Here is a 17,235-nt window from a genome sequence, read left to right on the forward strand (position 1 = left end):
TATCTGCGCAGACTCTGGCACATTGCAATCGTTAAAACACCCAACCTGCAGCGCATTTGTGTATCTGCGCCCCTCCACTAGACTCAGGAGTTCCTCTTACATGGAAGTGCCTTAAATGAAAGTAACGCGCCCTCTTCGCCACGTCATCGCCCTGGTCACACTGCTGGCCGCCGGCAACCTCACGGCCTTCGCTGCCGATATCCCGCTGTCCAAGACCCTGGAAGCCGACGAAGTCACCACCAAAGTGCTGGCCGTGGATGCCGCCAAGCATCAGGTGGTGCTGCAAGGCGCCGACGGTGGCGAGGTGCATGTGCAACTTACCGACGCCGCCAAGGACCTGGGTAATCTCAAGGTCGGCGACCAGGTCAAAGTGCTGACCACGCACTCCGTCGCCGCCGTGCTGGACACCGATGTGGACAAAAGTGCGCCGGATGCCAGCGAAAAAACCGGTGTGATCCGCGCGACCGCCGATAATCCCAACCCCGGCGGCGCAGCGTTCCGTCAGGTACAGGTGCAACTGAAGATCACGCACATCGACTTGAAGAAAAACCAGGTCACCCTGGAAAACCCAGCCGGTGCGAGCAAAGTGTTGAATGTCGAGAAACCGGAAATTCGTGCGGGCCTCAAGGACCTCAAGGTCGGTCAGAGTGTGCTGGTGACGTTTACCGACACACTGGAAATCACCACCGCTCACGAAGGCTGACAGTCATCAACGCGGGCATCAGTGATGATGCCCGTTGGGGTCAGGCCTGGCGGGCCTGGGTCAAATATTTTTCAATGTTGCTCATCTGCTCGTCCCAGCCCCGGGAGTTCATCTTGAAGGCTTTCTGCCGACGGGCTTCGGGCACTTCATCGAAGCCGGATTCGACGACCCGCAGCAAAATGCCCGGCGCGCGATCCTCGATGGTGAACTCCACCAGTGTCGGGGTTTCCTGGTCGTAGTCGACGCCCTCCTCCACCGCAAAGGGGTGCCACCAGAAAGAGAACAGTGTCTGTGGCAGGATACGTTCGATTTTGGCATTCCAGATCACATGCTCGTACCCCGGATAAGTGATCGGCGCCTTGATGGTTTCCCCCGCTGCAAAGGTTTTGCCCTTCAGGGCAATTCCGAACCAGTTGCCGAATTGCTCGGCATCGGTGAGTGCTTCCCAGACGTGTTTGCGTGAAACGTTAAGCAGGACTTTTCGTTCTATGCGATCTAATACGTGCATAAGTCACCTCCTCCATTGACAGTAGGCGACATCGAACAATGCGCAACCTTGGGTTGTGCGCGATGATGATGACCCCATCCTTGACCCGACATTACGTTATGACTGATGCGTTGAATGGAAGTTGCTTCTGCAAGGCCGTCCGCTACCAGGTGGAGCGCCTGGACATGCCCATCAGCCACTGCCACTGCGACAGCTGCCGCAAGGTGCACGCGGCCGCGTTTGTGGCGACAGCCGGGGTGATGCGTGAGCATTTTCGCTGGACGCAAGGCGAGGGTCTGTTGTCGTCATTCGAGTCTTCGCCGGGCAAGCTCAGGCATTTCTGTTCGCGCTGCGGCTCACACCTGATGGCCGAGCGTGGGCACCAGCCGCATGTGATTGTGCGGGTGGCGACGCTGGACGATGATCCGGGCGTGCGGCCCACCGCGCACATCTGGACGGCGCATGACGTGCCCTGGCTGGCCTACACGGGCGTAGACCAGTGGGACGAGTGGCAGGTGTGACTCAGACGTGCGGGTCACCCGGTGCTTTAGCCGGGGTCGCATACTGCGGCTTGAGGTGACCTTCCTGGTCGAGCAGCCAGGCGTCCATGATCTGCCGCACCACCGGGCCTGCCACCCGGCCACCGGCTTCGCCGTTTTCGATCATGACCGAGATCACGATTTTCGGATGCTCGGCCGGGGCAAAGCCGACGAACAAGGCGTTGTCGCGATGCCGCTCCAGAGTCTTGTCGCGGTTGTAGCGCTCACCTTGTTTGATCGCGACCACTTGCGCAGTACCACTCTTGCCGGCGATGCGGTATTGCGCACCTTGCGCGGCGGCCCGAGCGATGCCGCGCGGGTCATGCATCACCAACTGCATGCCATGGTTCACCTGCTCCCAGTCACGCGGGTCCTTGAGGACCACATTCGGCATCGGGTTCTCGTCTACGGGCGGCACGCCGTTGATGGTCTTGGCCAGGTGCGGGCGATTCCACACGCCCTTGTTGGCGATCAACGCTGTCGCCTGGGCCAATTGCAATGGCGTGACCTGCATATAGCCCTGGCCGATACCGAGGATCACGGTTTCGCCTGGGAACCATGGCTGGCGGCGGGTCGCACGTTTCCAGGCCTGGGATGGCATCAGGCCGGCTGACTCTTCGAACATGTCCAGGGAGACTTTCTGGCCCAGGCCGAACTCCGCCAGGTAGTCGTGCAGGCGGTCAATGCCGAGCTTGTGGGCCAGGTCGTAAAAGTAGGTGTCGTTGGAACGCATGATGGCGGCGTCCATGTCGACCCAGCCGTCACCGCTGTGGTTCCAGTTGCGGTATTTGTGATCAAAATCGGGGAGCTGGTAGTAACCCGGGTCGAACACGCGGGTCTGGGCGGTCACCACACCGCTGTCGAGCCCGGCAATGGCCACCTCAGGCTTGATCGTCGAACCCGGCGCATAGAGCCCGCGCAGGACGCGGTTGAACAGCGGCCGGTCGATGGAATCGTGCAGCGCGGCATATTCCTTGAAGCTGATGCCGGTTACAAACAGGTTCGGGTCGAAACTCGGCTTGCTGACCATGGCCAGGACTTCGCCGGTTTGCGGGTCGAGTGCGACCACCGAGCCACGGCGATCGCCCAAGGCTTCCTCGGCGGCTTCCTGAAGGTGGACGTCGAGGCTGAGCACGATATTTTTGCCAGGGATCGGGTCGGTGTGCTTGAGCACGCGCAGCACTCGCCCCTGGGCGTTGGTCTCGACCTCTTCGTAACCGACGTGGCCGTGCAGTTCGGACTCGTAGAAACGCTCGATGCCGGTCTTGCCGATGGACTGTGTACCGCGGTACTCCACCGAGTCGAGAGCCTTGGACTCTTTCTCGTTGATGCGCCCGACATAGCCGATGGAGTGTGCAAAGTGCGCACCCAGCGGGTAGTGCCGGACAAACTGCGGCTCTACGTCGACGCCAGGCAAGCGAAACTCGTTCACGGCCAGGACCGCGATCTGCTCTTCGGTCAGCTCGTAAAACAATGTCACCGGGACGAAAGGATGGCGTGCCTGCTTCAAGGCCTTGTCGAACACCGCACGGTCTTCAGCAGGCAGGTGCAGCAGGTTGACGATGGCGTCCAGCTCACCCTTGAGGTCTGTGGTGCGCTCCCGGGTGATGGTCAGGTTGTAGCTGGGACGATTGTCGGCGAGCACCACGCCATTCCGGTCGTAGATCAACCCGCGAGTCGGTGTTATCGGCAGGACGTGGACCCGATTATTCTCGGAAATCGTCGAGTGATAGTCGTATTGCACCACCTGCAGGAAATACATGCGGCCCACCAGGGCACAGGTGATGCCGATCACCAGCAGCGCGCAGGCGAGCAGGCGCTTGTTGACCAGGCGGTTTTCTTTTTCGTGATCCTTGATGGGTATTGGTTCAGGCATTTCTACAGCATCTCGTTGAAGAAGGTCGACGCCGCATCCTGCGGATAAAGATCAGTCCTTGTGAAAATGTGCTGCACCATACCAAAAATGCAGAAACACTTTGCATCGATTTCCCCGAACGGCATGCCGATAGCGATTTTTGTCATGAAAGTCTGGGATCAAGCCTCAGCAAGACTTTCAGATCAGGAAGCCTATTCGTGGCCGGGGAACGCGGTGTCCTCTACCGGGGGTGCTTTTCGACCGCCCAAAACAAAACCCCTGTCTGCGTTAGCAAACAGGGGTTCTGGAATTTAATCTTGACGATGACCTACTCTCACATGGGGAAACCCCACACTACCATCGGCGATGCATCGTTTCACTGCTGAGTTCGGGATGGGATCAGGTGGTTCCAATGCTCTATGGTCGTCAAGAAATTCGGGTACTGAGTCGTGACCATGTGGCCTCGCTTCAGCAAATTGGGTATGTGATAGCTTTCGGTGTTTTGTGAACGTCGAACTTTCGGTTCATTTCGTCTTCACACACCGCAATCTGGTGCTCTTATGCCTTTCAGCTCGAAGCAAGCAAATTGCTTGGGTGTTATATGGTCAAGCCTCACGGGCAATTAGTATTGGTTAGCTCAACGCCTCACAGCGCTTACACACCCAACCTATCAACGTCGTAGTCTTCGACGGCCCTTCAGGGAACTCAAGGTTCCAGTGAGATCTCATCTTGAGGCTAGTTTCCCGCTTAGATGCTTTCAGCGGTTATCTATTCCGAACATAGCTACCCGGCAATGCCACTGGCGTGACAACCGGAACACCAGAGGTTCGTCCACTCCGGTCCTCTCGTACTAGGAGCAGCCCCTCTCAAATCTCAAACGTCCACGGCAGATAGGGACCGAACTGTCTCACGACGTTCTAAACCCAGCTCGCGTACCACTTTAAATGGCGAACAGCCATACCCTTGGGACCGGCTTCAGCCCCAGGATGTGATGAGCCGACATCGAGGTGCCAAACACCGCCGTCGATATGAACTCTTGGGCGGTATCAGCCTGTTATCCCCGGAGTACCTTTTATCCGTTGAGCGATGGCCCTTCCATACAGAACCACCGGATCACTAAGACCTACTTTCGTACCTGCTCGACGTGTCTGTCTCGCAGTCAAGCGCGCTTTTGCCTTTATACTCTACGACCGATTTCCGACCGGTCTGAGCGCACCTTCGTACTCCTCCGTTACTCTTTAGGAGGAGACCGCCCCAGTCAAACTACCCACCATACACTGTCCTCGATCCGGATAACGGACCTGAGTTAGAACCTCAAAGTTGCCAGGGTGGTATTTCAAGGATGGCTCCACGCAGACTGGCGTCCACGCTTCAAAGCCTCCCACCTATCCTACACAAGCAAATTCAAAGTCCAGTGCAAAGCTATAGTAAAGGTTCACGGGGTCTTTCCGTCTAGCCGCGGATACACTGCATCTTCACAGCGATTTCAATTTCACTGAGTCTCGGGTGGAGACAGCGCCGCCATCGTTACGCCATTCGTGCAGGTCGGAACTTACCCGACAAGGAATTTCGCTACCTTAGGACCGTTATAGTTACGGCCGCCGTTTACCGGGGCTTCGATCAAGAGCTTCGCGTTAGCTAACCCCATCAATTAACCTTCCGGCACCGGGCAGGCGTCACACCCTATACGTCCACTTTCGTGTTTGCAGAGTGCTGTGTTTTTAATAAACAGTCGCAGCGGCCTGGTATCTTCGACCGGCATGAGCTTACGGAGCAAGTCCTTCACCCTCACCGGCGCACCTTCTCCCGAAGTTACGGTGCCATTTTGCCTAGTTCCTTCACCCGAGTTCTCTCAAGCGCCTTGGTATTCTCTACCCAACCACCTGTGTCGGTTTGGGGTACGGTTCCTGGTTACCTGAAGCTTAGAAGCTTTTCTTGGAAGCATGGCATCAACCACTTCGTTAACTAAAAGTTAACTCGTCATCAGCTCTCGGCCTTAAGATCCCGGATTTACCTAAGATCTCAGCCTACCACCTTAAACTTGGACAACCAACGCCAAGCTGGCCTAGCCTTCTCCGTCCCTCCATCGCAATAACCAGAAGTACAGGAATATTAACCTGTTTTCCATCGACTACGCTTTTCAGCCTCGCCTTAGGGACCGACTAACCCTGCGTCGATTAACGTTGCGCAGGAAACCTTGGTCTTTCGGCGTGGGTGTTTTTCACACCCATTGTCGTTACTCATGTCAGCATTCGCACTTCTGATACCTCCAGCAAGCTTCTCAACTCACCTTCACAGGCTTACAGAACGCTCCTCTACCGCATCACTTACGTGATACCCGTAGCTTCGGTGTATGGTTTGAGCCCCGTTACATCTTCCGCGCAGGCCGACTCGACTAGTGAGCTATTACGCTTTCTTTAAAGGGTGGCTGCTTCTAAGCCAACCTCCTAGCTGTCTAAGCCTTCCCACATCGTTTCCCACTTAACCATAACTTTGGGACCTTAGCTGACGGTCTGGGTTGTTTCCCTTTTCACGACGGACGTTAGCACCCGCCGTGTGTCTCCCATGCTCGGCACTTGTAGGTATTCGGAGTTTGCATCGGTTTGGTAAGTCGGGATGACCCCCTAGCCGAAACAGTGCTCTACCCCCTACAGTGATACATGAGGCGCTACCTAAATAGCTTTCGAGGAGAACCAGCTATCTCCGAGCTTGATTAGCCTTTCACTCCGATCCACAGGTCATCCGCTAACTTTTCAACGGTAGTCGGTTCGGTCCTCCAGTTAGTGTTACCCAACCTTCAACCTGCCCATGGATAGATCGCCCGGTTTCGGGTCTATTCCCAGCGACTAGACGCCCTATTAAGACTCGCTTTCGCTACGCCTCCCCTATTCGGTTAAGCTCGCCACTGAAAATAAGTCGCTGACCCATTATACAAAAGGTACGCAGTCACAGAACAAAGTCTGCTCCCACTGCTTGTACGCATACGGTTTCAGGATCTATTTCACTCCCCTCTCCGGGGTTCTTTTCGCCTTTCCCTCACGGTACTAGTTCACTATCGGTCAGTCAGTAGTATTTAGCCTTGGAGGATGGTCCCCCCATATTCAGACAAAGTTTCTCGTGCTCCGTCCTACTCGATTTCATGACTAAGAGATTTTCGCGTACAGGGCTATCACCCACTATGGCCGCACTTTCCAGAGCGTTCCGCTAATCTCAAAGCCACTTAAGGGCTAGTCCCCGTTCGCTCGCCACTACTAAGGGAATCTCGGTTGATTTCTTTTCCTCAGGGTACTTAGATGTTTCAGTTCCCCTGGTTCGCCTCTTGCACCTATGTATTCAGTACAAGATAACCATCTTATGATGGCTGGGTTCCCCCATTCAGACATCTCCGGATCAAAGTCTGTTTGCCGACTCCCCGAAGCTTTTCGCAGGCTACCACGTCTTTCATCGCCTCTGACTGCCAAGGCATCCACCGTATGCGCTTCTTCACTTGACCATATAACCCCAAGCAATCTGGTTATACTGTGAAGACGACATTCGCCGAAAATTCGAATTTCTCAATTAAGAGAACTCACAAATTTTACCTTAGCCTGATCCGTTACCAGTGAAAGTAACGTTCAGTCTATCTTTCTATCACATACCCAAATTTTTAAAGAACGATCTAATCAAAGACTAGAAATCAATATTCATTAGTGAATATTCATTTCTAAACTCTAACAGCAGAAGCAGTTAATGGTGGAGCCAAACGGGATCGAACCGTTGACCTCCTGCGTGCAAGGCAGGCGCTCTCCCAGCTGAGCTATGGCCCCATAACAAAATTGGTGGGTCTGGGCAGATTCGAACTGCCGACCTCACCCTTATCAGGGGTGCGCTCTAACCAACTGAGCTACAGACCCAATTTCGAGCGCGTAACTGATTAGCTAAGAGCTATCAGCTTGGAGCTTAAAGCTGCTTCTATCGTCTTCTTCAATGAATCAAGCAATTCGTGTGGGAACTTATGGAGCAGCTGATGTCGTCGATTAAGGAGGTGATCCAGCCGCAGGTTCCCCTACGGCTACCTTGTTACGACTTCACCCCAGTCATGAATCACACCGTGGTAACCGTCCTCCCGAAGGTTAGACTAGCTACTTCTGGTGCAACCCACTCCCATGGTGTGACGGGCGGTGTGTACAAGGCCCGGGAACGTATTCACCGCGACATTCTGATTCGCGATTACTAGCGATTCCGACTTCACGCAGTCGAGTTGCAGACTGCGATCCGGACTACGATCGGTTTTATGGGATTAGCTCCACCTCGCGGCTTGGCAACCCTCTGTACCGACCATTGTAGCACGTGTGTAGCCCAGGCCGTAAGGGCCATGATGACTTGACGTCATCCCCACCTTCCTCCGGTTTGTCACCGGCAGTCTCCTTAGAGTGCCCACCATTACGTGCTGGTAACTAAGGACAAGGGTTGCGCTCGTTACGGGACTTAACCCAACATCTCACGACACGAGCTGACGACAGCCATGCAGCACCTGTCTCAATGTTCCCGAAGGCACCAATCTATCTCTAGAAAGTTCATTGGATGTCAAGGCCTGGTAAGGTTCTTCGCGTTGCTTCGAATTAAACCACATGCTCCACCGCTTGTGCGGGCCCCCGTCAATTCATTTGAGTTTTAACCTTGCGGCCGTACTCCCCAGGCGGTCAACTTAATGCGTTAGCTGCGCCACTAAGAGCTCAAGGCTCCCAACGGCTAGTTGACATCGTTTACGGCGTGGACTACCAGGGTATCTAATCCTGTTTGCTCCCCACGCTTTCGCACCTCAGTGTCAGTATCAGTCCAGGTGGTCGCCTTCGCCACTGGTGTTCCTTCCTATATCTACGCATTTCACCGCTACACAGGAAATTCCACCACCCTCTACCATACTCTAGTCAGTCAGTTTTGAATGCAGTTCCCAGGTTGAGCCCGGGGATTTCACATCCAACTTAACAAACCACCTACGCGCGCTTTACGCCCAGTAATTCCGATTAACGCTTGCACCCTCTGTATTACCGCGGCTGCTGGCACAGAGTTAGCCGGTGCTTATTCTGTCGGTAACGTCAAAACAGTTACGTATTAGGCAACTGCCCTTCCTCCCAACTTAAAGTGCTTTACAATCCGAAGACCTTCTTCACACACGCGGCATGGCTGGATCAGGCTTTCGCCCATTGTCCAATATTCCCCACTGCTGCCTCCCGTAGGAGTCTGGACCGTGTCTCAGTTCCAGTGTGACTGATCATCCTCTCAGACCAGTTACGGATCGTCGCCTTGGTGAGCCATTACCCCACCAACCAGCTAATCCGACCTAGGCTCATCTGATAGCGCAAGGCCCGAAGGTCCCCTGCTTTCTCCCGTAGGACGTATGCGGTATTAGCGTCCGTTTCCGAACGTTATCCCCCACTACCAGGCAGATTCCTAGGCATTACTCACCCGTCCGCCGCTCTCAAGAGAAGCAAGCTTCTCTCTACCGCTCGACTTGCATGTGTTAGGCCTGCCGCCAGCGTTCAATCTGAGCCATGATCAAACTCTTCAGTTCAAACATCTTTGGGTTTTTAAGAAACCCTAAACTTGGCTCAGCAATCGTTGGTTACATCTTTGATTTCTCGCGGAGTAACTTGTGATGCTGATAATCTTGTTGACTATCAGTCTGACCCCACAAGCACCCACACGAATTGCTTGATTCAGTTGTTAAAGAGCGGTTGGTTAAGATCTTTCGTCTCAACCGAGGCGCGCATTCTACAGCAGCCTCATTTGCTGTCAAGTGATTATTTTAAGAAGTTTTCGAAGATTTCTTCAACAACTTCAACCACTTGCGCTTCCGATCTCTCGTTAGCGGGAGGCGAATTCTACAGCGTTACACGCTGCTGTCAACACCTCTTTTTCTCCGCTTTCGACCGAGAAGATCGAAACGTTAATAGAGCCAAACAACCTTGCTCTACCAACTCCTTCTGGGCTTCGATGAACTGAAGCAAGTCGCTGTCGAATTTCGTGTAACTCTTTGTTTACCAAGGAGTTTTCCGTTTCGACTGCGCCGGAAGTGGGGCGAATTATAGACTTCCAGAATCTGCCGTCAACCCTTAATTTGGATTTTCTATCAAGAAGCCGGAAAACCTCCGGCTTGAGGCTGTATAGAGGTCATCAGCGGAATAATTGAGCAATATATTGCTCAACCCTCAACACTTAAGCATCATAGCTGCTTGCGTTTCTCTTAATACGACCTCGGACGAACATCCCCAATGACCACCTCTCCCCGCAGCCTGGCCTCGGCATTGTTTCCTGTCGGCCTGCTGTTAATCGCCATGGCTTCCATCCAGTCCGGCGCCTCGCTGGCCAAGAGTATGTTTCCAATTGTTGGCGCCCAGGGCACGACCACCCTGCGCCTGATTTTCGCCAGCGTGATCATGCTGCTTCTCTTACGCCCGTGGCGCGCCAAGCTGACCGCCAAGTCCCTGCGCACGGTGATCGTCTACGGGATGGCCCTGGGTGGCATGAATTTCCTCTTCTATATGTCATTGCGCAGCGTACCCCTGGGAATTGCCGTTGCCCTGGAATTCACCGGACCGCTGGCAGTAGCGATTTACGCATCGCGCAGAGCGGTAGATTTCCTCTGGATTGCCCTCGCGGTCATAGGCCTGCTCTTGTTGATTCCCATGGGGGACGCCAGCAGCGGCATCGACTTGCTCGGCGCAGCCTACGCTCTGGGGGCGGGGGTCTGCTGGGCCCTCTATATTCTGTTCGGCCAGAAGGCAGGCAATGACAATGGCGTACAGACCGCCGCCCTCGGCGTGATGATCGCCGCCTTGTTTGTGGCACCTATCGGGATTGTGCACGCGGGCGCTGCATTGCTGACCCCGGCCCTGATCCCTGTCGCCATCGGCGTCGCCATTCTGTCCACCGCCCTGCCTTACACCCTGGAGATGGTCGCGCTGACCCGCCTCCCCGCCCGCACCTTCGGCACGCTCATGAGCATCGAACCTGCATTCGGCGCGCTTTCCGGCCTGCTCTTCCTGCACGAGCACCTGACCTTGGCGCAATGGCTGGCCATCACCTGCATCATCCTGGCCTCCGTGGGCGCCACCGTGACGATGCGCAAGGAGTCAAAGCCGCTGGTTCCAGCGGATTGACGCTTCTTTGAATGTAGCTCTGGCATTTACCGCTCATTTAAGCCATGTTTAAGCCGTAAACGAATGTCATTCATGGAGAACGTCGACAGGGACAGCACGAACGCTAGACTCGAGAGCGAGTAGAGCCGGCTTCAAGCATTGCGGAAGCGGCTATTAAGGATAGGAATGAAGCGAATTTTGATACTGTTAATGGTCGTGGCCATCGGTGGCTGTGCCGCGACCACCAAGACAGAAGTGAAACGGGGCAAAAAAGGGCTGCATATCAACTGTTCCGGACTGTCTTCCTCCTGGGATCAGTGCTACACCAGCGCAACCAACTCGTGCGGAGCCAAGGGCTACCGGGTGATCGCCAAGTCCGGTGACAATTCAGAGGAACCTGGGGATTACCCCTTCGGCCTCAACCCTGCGGGCTACACCAGCCGGAGCATGATCGTCATTTGCAAGTGATTGACCGAGCAGTCTCCCTCCGACTGCTCATATCAAACACCCACTACCCACCCGCCCTTTTGCGACACTGCGGCTAGACTCCTGTTCGACATTCGAGCCAACGGAGTTCCCATGACGCACAACAAGAAAATCGTATTGGTAGTCGGCGCCGGAGACGCAACCGGTGGTGCCATTGCCAAGCGCTTTGCCCGCGAAGGCTACGTCGCCTGTGTCACCCGCCGCACCGCCGACAAATTGCAGCCTCTGGTCGATAGCATCCAGGCAGCGGGTGGCGAAGCGCATGGCTTTGCGTGCGATGCACGAAAAGAAGAAGACGTGATCGCGCTGATCGATCAGATTGAAACGCAACTGGGCCCGATTGAAGCCTTCGTTTTCAACATCGGCGCCAATGTGCCCTGCAGCATCCTTGAAGAAACCGCGCGCAAGTATTTCAAGATCTGGGAAATGGCCTGTTTCTCCGGGTTCCTCAATGCACGTGAGGTGGCCAAGCGCATGGTCACCCGCCATCGCGGCACCATCCTGTTCACCGGCGCGACTGCCGGCCTGCGCGGGGCCGCCGGCTTTGCCGCATTCGCAGGAGCAAAGCACGGGATCCGCGCGCTTGCGCAAAGCATGGCGCGGGAGCTGGGGCCGATGAATATCCATGTCGCTCATATCGTGGTTGATGGCGCCATCGACACAGACTTCATTCGCGACAATTTCCCGCAGAAATACGCGCTCAAGGATCAGGACGGCATTCTCAACCCCGAGCACATCGCCGACAACTATTGGTTCCTGCACAGCCAACCGCGCGACGCCTGGACGTTCGAGCTGGACCTGCGCCCCTGGAATGAACCCTGGTAAGCACGCCCCCACAACAATAATCAGCGAGCAGCGACCATGAGTAAAACCCTGGAGTTCTTCTTTGATCTCGGCAGCCCTGCCACCTACCTGGCCTATACCCAGCTCCCGGCCCTGTGCGCAGCTACCGGCGCAGAGTTGGTGTATCAACCGATGTTATTGGGCGGCGTGTTCAAGGCCACCGGAAACGCCTCGCCGATCACCGTCCCCGCCAAGGGACGCTATATGTTCGACGACCTGGCTCGTTACGCCCAACGCTACAACGTCACGCTCAAGTTCAACCCGCACTTTCCCATCAATACCCTGGTGCTGATGCGCGCTGTCACCGGCGTGCAACTGCACCAGCCCGAACGCTTCGACGATTTGGTGGGTTGCCTGTTTCGCGCGCTGTGGGCAGAGGGTCGCCACTTGGGAGATCCCGCCGTCGTGGCCACGGTGCTCAGCGAACACGGCTTTGAGCCGCAGGAGATACTGGCCTTGGCCAATGACGAAAGCGTGAAAGCCGCCCTCAAGGCCAAAACCGAGCAAGCCGTTCAACGCGGCGTGTTCGGTGCGCCCAGCCTGTTTGTAGGCAACCAGCTATTTTTCGGCCAGGACCGTCTGGAGTTTGTGCGCGAAGCCTTGAGTTGAATCTCGATCGCCAAGCGCCCCCGCCCAACCGGCGCCAGTCGCCCGGATCAAGGCGTTAGTCGACTACATAGCCGACGCCTTGGCCGGGCGCCTGGACTGCAACCGGTCAAATAGCCGCGGTACGCACCTGCAACCACTCGAGTGCCGCGCCATTGAGCAACGGGCTCAGGCGCTCGCGCACCTCGCTATGGTAGCCGTTGAACCACTCACGCTCATCCGCCGTCAGCAGCGACGGCTCCAGGCAACGAGTATCGATCGGGCACAAGGTCAGGGTTTCGAACTTGAGGAACTCACCGAACTCGGTCTTGCCCGCTTCACGGTTCAACACCAGGTTCTCGATCCGCACGCCCCAACGTCCCGGACGATAAGTACCCGGCTCAATCGAGGTGATCATGCCCGGTTGCATCGCGGTTTGCGGCGCCGTAGCCGCCTGGTAGGCGATCACTTGCGGACCTTCGTGCACGTTGAGGAAATAACCCACGCCGTGCCCGGTACCGTGGCCGTAGTCCACGCCTTCAGCCCAGATCGGCGCACGCGCAATCGAATCCAGCAGCGGCGACAGAATGCCCTTGGGAAAATGCGCACGGGACAGGGCAATCACCCCTTTCAACACCCGGGTGCAATCGCGCTTTTGTTCTTCGCTGGGTGTACCGATAGGCACCATCCGCGTGATATCGGTGGTGCCACCCAGGTACTGGCCACCCGAATCGATCAACAGCAAACCATCGCCTTCGATCAGCGCGTGCTCTTCTTCAGTCGCGTGGTAATGCGGCATCGCACCATTGGCGTTATACGCGGCGATAGTATTGAAACTCAGCGACACATAACCCGGGCGACGGCTACGCGCGGCGGTCAGGTGTTCGTCAATGGTCAGTTCAGTGATGCGTTCGCGGCCCAGCGCGCTGTCCAGCCAGGCGAAAAACTCGCACAGCGCTGCGCCGTCCTGCTCCATGGCCTGGCGGATGTGTTCCGCGTCGGCCAGGCTCTTGCGCGACTTGGCCAGCGTGGTCGGGTTGAGCCCTTCGATCAGCTTGACGCCAGCGTCCAGGTTTTCCAGCAAACCTGCGGTCACACGCGCGGGATCGACCTGCACACTGGCACCCGACGGCACGGCGCGCAGTGCATCAGCCACTTCGCTGTAGTCACGCAGGGTTACGCCGTCCTGCTGCAGCACCGCCCGCAGTTCGGCATCGACCTTGCTCAGCGCCACGAACAAGGTGGCCTGTTGTTGATTGATCAACGCAAAGGATACAAACACTGGGTTGAACGAAACGTCACCGCCGCGCAAGTTGAACAGCCAGGCAATATCATCCAGGGTGGCGATGAAGTGCCAGTCGGCGCCCTTCTCCTTCAAGCTGGCACGCAGCGCGGCGAGTTTCTCACCGCGGCTCACCGTGGCCTGCGGCGGCAGGTGTTGATAGATCGGCTGGTTCGGCAGCGCCGGGCGGTCTTGCCAGACTTCATCGAGCAGGTCGATGTCGGTACGCAGCGTTGCGCCGCGCTCGGCCAGCTTGCCGCCCAGGGTCCGTGCTGACGCCACCGCCATCACCGCGCCGTCCACCGCCACCACACCACCTTCCGGGGTTTGCTCCGCCAGCCACTCCAATGGACCAGGCTGGCCCGGTTGCAGCTTCACCAATTCGATGCCGCTGCCCTTGAGTTCCTTGGTGGCCTGTTCCCAATAGCGGCTGTCCGCCCAGACGCCGGCAAAGTCCGCGGTCACAATCAGCGTCCCCACCGAGCCATGGAACCCCGACAACCATTGGCGACCCTGCCAGTAACCCGGCAGGTATTCAGACAGATGCGGATCCGCCGACGGCACCAGCAGGGCGTGAATGCCCTCGCGGCTCATCAGTTCACGGGTATGCGCCAGGCGCTGGGGAACCGTTCCATGGGTCAAAGGCTGCGTGCTCATTGTGTCTCCTGCTAACCACGAATAATTGTTATGTGTTGCGAATGGATAATTCAGACCGCCCAGAACGCCGGTGCGCTGGCGAGTGCGGCCTTGATCAACTGCACGGCCTGATCGATGTCCTGCTCGGTGGTAAACCGGCCCAGGCTCAAGCGAATCGTGCGGCCGGCGCTGCGCGCGTCATGGCCCAGCGCCAGTAGCACATGGGAGGGCGCGTTGCTCGCCGAGTTACAGGCCGAGGTGGCAGAAAACGCGATGCCCGCACTCAGCGCCGCCGCATTGAATTCACCTTCGCCAAACGTGAGGCTGAGGGTGTGCGGAATACGTTGGGTCGGACTGCCGTTGAGGCGCACGCCGGCGATTGACGCCAGCTGATCCAGCAGCCGCTGGCGCAACGCCACAATCAGCGCCTGTTCTTCGGCAAACGATGCCGCCGCCAGGGCGAACGCCGTGCCCATGCCTGCGATCTGGTGCGTGGCCAGCGTACCGGAACGCAAGCCGCCTTCGTGACCACCGCCGTGGATCTGCGCCAGCACCTTCTGCTGCGCGCGCGGCCCCACATACAGCGCGCCGATACCCTTGGGGCCATACAGCTTGTGTGCGGAAAACGACATCAAATCCACCGGCCACTCGGCCAGGTCGATCGCTACCTTGCCTGCGCCCTGCGCTGCGTCCACGTGCAACAACGCCCCATGTTCACGCACGCGGGCGCCGATGGCCGGGATGTCGTTGACGGTGCCCAGTTCGTTGTTGACCAGCATCAGCGACACCAGGAAGGTGTCCTCGCGCAGCGCCTGGCTCACAGCGTCGGCACTGATCAGGCCCTGCGCGTCCGGCACCAGGTAGGTCACGGCCACGCCGGCTTCCTGCAATTGCCGGGCGGTGTCCAGGGTGGCCTTGTGTTCGATCTGGCTGGTGATGATATGCCCGCCTGCCACGCCCCGCGCCTGGGCCACGCCCTTGATGGCGAGGTTGTTGGATTCGGTGGCGCCGGAGGTCCAGACGATTTGCTCAGGTTGGGCACCGACCAGTTCGGCCACCTGGCGGCGCGCCTGCTCGACCGTTTGCCGGGCCGCCTGGCCGAACGCGTGGGAGCTGGACGCGGGGTTACCGAAATTGGCGTTGAAGCCCAGACACTCGACCATCACCTGGATGACCCGCTCATCCACCGGGGTGGTGGCGGCATAGTCGAAATACAGCGGACGTTTATTCATGACAATTAAGACTCGCAAAACAGGTTCCCGAGAACAGCGTCTCAGGGGCATCAGCCGGAACAGAGGTCGTCAGGTTTACCGGATCAAATGCCATTGAAGAAGGGCCACTTTATTTAAATGTGCGTAGGAACGCTCCTGAAATTCAGCTTAACAGGCTGAAGTCCCCGCATGGCAAACAAAAAGCCCGAGGTTCCTTAAGGGAATCCTCGGGCTTTTTGCTGCTGAGCGCGGGCTCAACTGGGACGACCATGCAATGTCACACTGCGTTCGGCATTCATTTCGCCCTGGTGATCGAAGCCAAAGGATTTCTGTGGCTGGCCGGTCAGCGCGGCGCGCTGCTGTTGGTATTCATCAAACGACAAGCCACGACGACTCAGCGCCTCCAGGGCCAACTGCTTGGTTTCTTCTGCGGTGTAAGGCCGTAATTCGGGCGAAGCATGGGTCGCACATCCGGCGAGGACTGAGGCAACGACGAGTAAGCAAACAGCGAGGAATCGGTTCATGGCGGCGGCCCTGCAAAGGTGGTTTCGAGTCAATGAACACAGGCTACTCCCGCCCTTCCCCGGTGAAAAATCATCGTCCGTGATAGTCGCTATCAACCGCCAAGGCACCGGCGATAGCGGCCCCCTCATATTCCCCAAAGATCTATAAATATGGAAATACGTTCATTTACGGAATAAATGTAACCCTCTATAAATGGCTCTCAGCTGCCCGACACTGTTCGCCACGCAACTGTTGCCCCGGCAACAGTCATTCAACAAATCACCAATCAGACAACAGCAGCCGTTTTCACCCGCAAGGCCGCAGCCCGCGCCAATCAAGGCTTGCACCCGTTGGTACAGCTCTTGCTCAACACGTTGCACACACCTGCTATGAACCACTGTTGATAAAGGAACTGTTCATGACCCGTCCCCTGAATGTCGTAGCCGTCTCCGGCGGAACCTGGCGCCCGTCCCGTACCCTCGTGTTGACCCAGGCGGTACTGGCCGAACTGGCCACCTTGCTGCCGATCCAGACCCACCTGATCGAACTGGGCGACATTGCCCGGCCACTGGGCGGTGCACTGTCGCGCGATGAGTTGCCGGCCGAGGTCGAAACGCAACTGTTGGCGATTGAACAGGCAGATCTGCTGATCGTCGCGGCACCGGTCTATCGCGGCTCCTACCCTGGCCTGCTCAAGCACCTGTTCGACCTGGTCGACCTCAACGCGCTGATCAACACCCCGGTGTTGCTCGCCGCCACCGGCGGCAGCGAACGCCATGCGCTGGTGCTCGATCATCAGTTGCGCCCGCTGTTCAGCTTCTTCCAGGCATTGACCCTGCCGATCGGCGTGTACGCCACCGAAGCTGACTTCACCGACTACCAAATAACCAGTGAGCTCCTGAAAGCCCGGATTCAACTGGCGGCAGAACGAGCAGCGCCATTGTTCGCGGCGCATTCCCCTTCTCTGCTGAAAATCGCGTAAG

At 57.0% G+C, this 17,235-nt stretch carries 12 protein-coding genes, 2 tRNA genes and 3 rRNA genes; 7 read left to right on the forward strand and 10 right to left on the reverse strand.

Annotation, left to right across the window (positions count from 1 at the left end):
* Positions 1 to 115: 115 nt before the first annotated feature.
* Positions 116 to 703 carry a hypothetical protein gene (locus C9990_RS21535; protein ID WP_106804628.1) on the forward strand — a complete coding sequence of 196 codons (588 nt, stop codon included), beginning with the start codon at positions 116 to 118 and terminating at the stop codon, positions 701 to 703.
* 40 nt (positions 704 to 743) lie between these two features.
* Here the strand turns inward: C9990_RS21535 and C9990_RS21540 are convergent, their stop codons facing one another.
* Positions 744 to 1,211: an SRPBCC family protein gene (locus C9990_RS21540; RefSeq protein ID WP_106804629.1), complete on the reverse strand. Its 468-nt coding sequence runs from the start codon at positions 1,209 to 1,211 to the stop codon at positions 744 to 746.
* A 98-nt stretch (positions 1,212 to 1,309) separates the two neighbouring features.
* Between C9990_RS21540 and C9990_RS21545 the strand changes: the two genes are divergently transcribed.
* Positions 1,310 to 1,711, forward strand: coding sequence for a GFA family protein (locus tag C9990_RS21545; protein WP_065907298.1), 402 nt, complete (start codon positions 1,310 to 1,312; stop codon positions 1,709 to 1,711).
* A gap of 1 nt (position 1,712) precedes the next feature.
* Here C9990_RS21545 and mrdA read toward each other — a convergent pair whose 3' ends face one another.
* From mrdA to C9990_RS21575, 6 genes are all read right to left on the reverse strand, one after another.
* On the reverse strand, positions 1,713 to 3,605 hold the full coding sequence (mrdA, locus tag C9990_RS21550; protein ID WP_065907300.1) for a penicillin-binding protein 2: 1,893 nt from the start codon (positions 3,603 to 3,605) through the stop codon (positions 1,713 to 1,715).
* Positions 3,606 to 3,899: 294 nt separating this feature from the next.
* Positions 3,900 to 4,015, reverse strand: a 5S ribosomal RNA gene (rrf, locus tag C9990_RS21555).
* Between the two features lie 170 nt (positions 4,016 to 4,185).
* A 23S ribosomal RNA gene (locus C9990_RS21560) occupies positions 4,186 to 7,077 on the reverse strand.
* A gap of 237 nt (positions 7,078 to 7,314) precedes the next feature.
* Positions 7,315 to 7,390, reverse strand: a tRNA-Ala gene (locus C9990_RS21565).
* A 10-nt stretch (positions 7,391 to 7,400) separates the two neighbouring features.
* Positions 7,401 to 7,477, reverse strand: a tRNA-Ile gene (locus C9990_RS21570).
* Between the two features lie 124 nt (positions 7,478 to 7,601).
* A 16S ribosomal RNA gene (locus C9990_RS21575) occupies positions 7,602 to 9,138 on the reverse strand.
* Together the 16S, 23S and 5S rRNA genes with 2 tRNA genes alongside form the textbook arrangement of a ribosomal RNA operon.
* A 700-nt stretch (positions 9,139 to 9,838) precedes the next feature.
* On the opposite strand from C9990_RS21575, the gene rhtA reads away from it, so the two are divergent.
* The 4 genes from rhtA to C9990_RS21600 all read left to right on the forward strand — a co-directional run bounded on the left by rhtA (position 9,839) and on the right by C9990_RS21600 (position 12,643).
* Entirely contained in the window at positions 9,839 to 10,726 is an 888-nt protein-coding gene (gene rhtA / locus C9990_RS21585) for a threonine/homoserine exporter RhtA (RefSeq protein ID WP_106804630.1), read from the forward strand.
* A gap of 165 nt (positions 10,727 to 10,891) precedes the next feature.
* Positions 10,892 to 11,173, forward strand: a complete 282-nt coding sequence (locus C9990_RS21590; RefSeq protein ID WP_065901262.1) for a hypothetical protein — start codon at positions 10,892 to 10,894, stop codon at positions 11,171 to 11,173.
* A gap of 111 nt (positions 11,174 to 11,284) precedes the next feature.
* Positions 11,285 to 12,016 carry an SDR family oxidoreductase gene (locus tag C9990_RS21595; protein ID WP_106804631.1) on the forward strand — a complete coding sequence of 244 codons (732 nt, stop codon included), beginning with the start codon at positions 11,285 to 11,287 and terminating at the stop codon, positions 12,014 to 12,016.
* Between the two features lie 36 nt (positions 12,017 to 12,052).
* Positions 12,053 to 12,643 carry a 2-hydroxychromene-2-carboxylate isomerase gene (locus C9990_RS21600; RefSeq protein ID WP_106804632.1) on the forward strand — a complete coding sequence of 197 codons (591 nt, stop codon included), beginning with the start codon at positions 12,053 to 12,055 and terminating at the stop codon, positions 12,641 to 12,643.
* A gap of 106 nt (positions 12,644 to 12,749) precedes the next feature.
* Here C9990_RS21600 and C9990_RS21605 read toward each other — a convergent pair whose 3' ends face one another.
* From C9990_RS21605 to C9990_RS21615, 3 genes are all read right to left on the reverse strand, one after another.
* Complete coding sequence (locus tag C9990_RS21605) at positions 12,750 to 14,558, reverse strand: aminopeptidase P family protein (RefSeq protein WP_106804633.1); 1,809 nt, start codon at positions 14,556 to 14,558, stop codon at positions 12,750 to 12,752.
* A gap of 50 nt (positions 14,559 to 14,608) precedes the next feature.
* Positions 14,609 to 15,769 (reverse strand): cysteine desulfurase family protein, encoded by a 1,161-nt coding sequence (locus C9990_RS21610; RefSeq protein WP_106804634.1) that lies wholly within the window; start codon positions 15,767 to 15,769, stop codon positions 14,609 to 14,611.
* A gap of 233 nt (positions 15,770 to 16,002) precedes the next feature.
* Positions 16,003 to 16,272 carry a hypothetical protein gene (locus tag C9990_RS21615; protein ID WP_065901276.1) on the reverse strand — a complete coding sequence of 90 codons (270 nt, stop codon included), beginning with the start codon at positions 16,270 to 16,272 and terminating at the stop codon, positions 16,003 to 16,005.
* Positions 16,273 to 16,670: 398 nt separating this feature from the next.
* Between C9990_RS21615 and msuE the strand changes: the two genes are divergently transcribed.
* Positions 16,671 to 17,234, forward strand: a complete 564-nt coding sequence (gene msuE, locus C9990_RS21620) for an FMN reductase (protein ID WP_065901278.1) — start codon at positions 16,671 to 16,673, stop codon at positions 17,232 to 17,234.
* Position 17,235 lies beyond the last annotated feature (1 nt).

It is taken from the genome of Pseudomonas sp. S5D5 (assembly GCF_003013355.1).
GTDB classification, from domain to species: Bacteria; Pseudomonadota; Gammaproteobacteria; order Pseudomonadales; family Pseudomonadaceae; genus Aquipseudomonas; species Aquipseudomonas aylmerensis.

What these genes read in the sequence shown, in the direction of transcription:
- C9990_RS21595 (WP_106804631.1), top strand. Translation starts at nt 11,285, where the DNA reads ATGACGCACAACAAGAAAATCGTATTGGTAGTCGGCGCCGGAGACGCA.
- C9990_RS21535 (WP_106804628.1), top strand. Translation starts at nt 116, where the DNA reads ATGAAAGTAACGCGCCCTCTTCGCCACGTCATCGCCCTGGTCACACTG.
- mrdA (WP_065907300.1), bottom strand. Translation starts at nt 3,605, where the DNA reads ATGCCTGAACCAATACCCATCAAGGATCACGAAAAAGAAAACCGCCTG.
- msuE (WP_065901278.1), top strand. Translation starts at nt 16,671, where the DNA reads ATGACCCGTCCCCTGAATGTCGTAGCCGTCTCCGGCGGAACCTGGCGC.
- C9990_RS21610 (WP_106804634.1), bottom strand. Translation starts at nt 15,769, where the DNA reads ATGAATAAACGTCCGCTGTATTTCGACTATGCCGCCACCACCCCGGTG.
- C9990_RS21540 (WP_106804629.1), bottom strand. Translation starts at nt 1,211, where the DNA reads ATGCACGTATTAGATCGCATAGAACGAAAAGTCCTGCTTAACGTTTCA.
- C9990_RS21600 (WP_106804632.1), top strand. Translation starts at nt 12,053, where the DNA reads ATGAGTAAAACCCTGGAGTTCTTCTTTGATCTCGGCAGCCCTGCCACC.
- C9990_RS21590 (WP_065901262.1), top strand. Translation starts at nt 10,892, where the DNA reads ATGAAGCGAATTTTGATACTGTTAATGGTCGTGGCCATCGGTGGCTGT.
- rhtA (WP_106804630.1), top strand. Translation starts at nt 9,839, where the DNA reads ATGACCACCTCTCCCCGCAGCCTGGCCTCGGCATTGTTTCCTGTCGGC.
- C9990_RS21545 (WP_065907298.1), top strand. Translation starts at nt 1,310, where the DNA reads ATGACTGATGCGTTGAATGGAAGTTGCTTCTGCAAGGCCGTCCGCTAC.
- C9990_RS21615 (WP_065901276.1), bottom strand. Translation starts at nt 16,272, where the DNA reads ATGAACCGATTCCTCGCTGTTTGCTTACTCGTCGTTGCCTCAGTCCTC.
- C9990_RS21605 (WP_106804633.1), bottom strand. Translation starts at nt 14,558, where the DNA reads ATGAGCACGCAGCCTTTGACCCATGGAACGGTTCCCCAGCGCCTGGCG.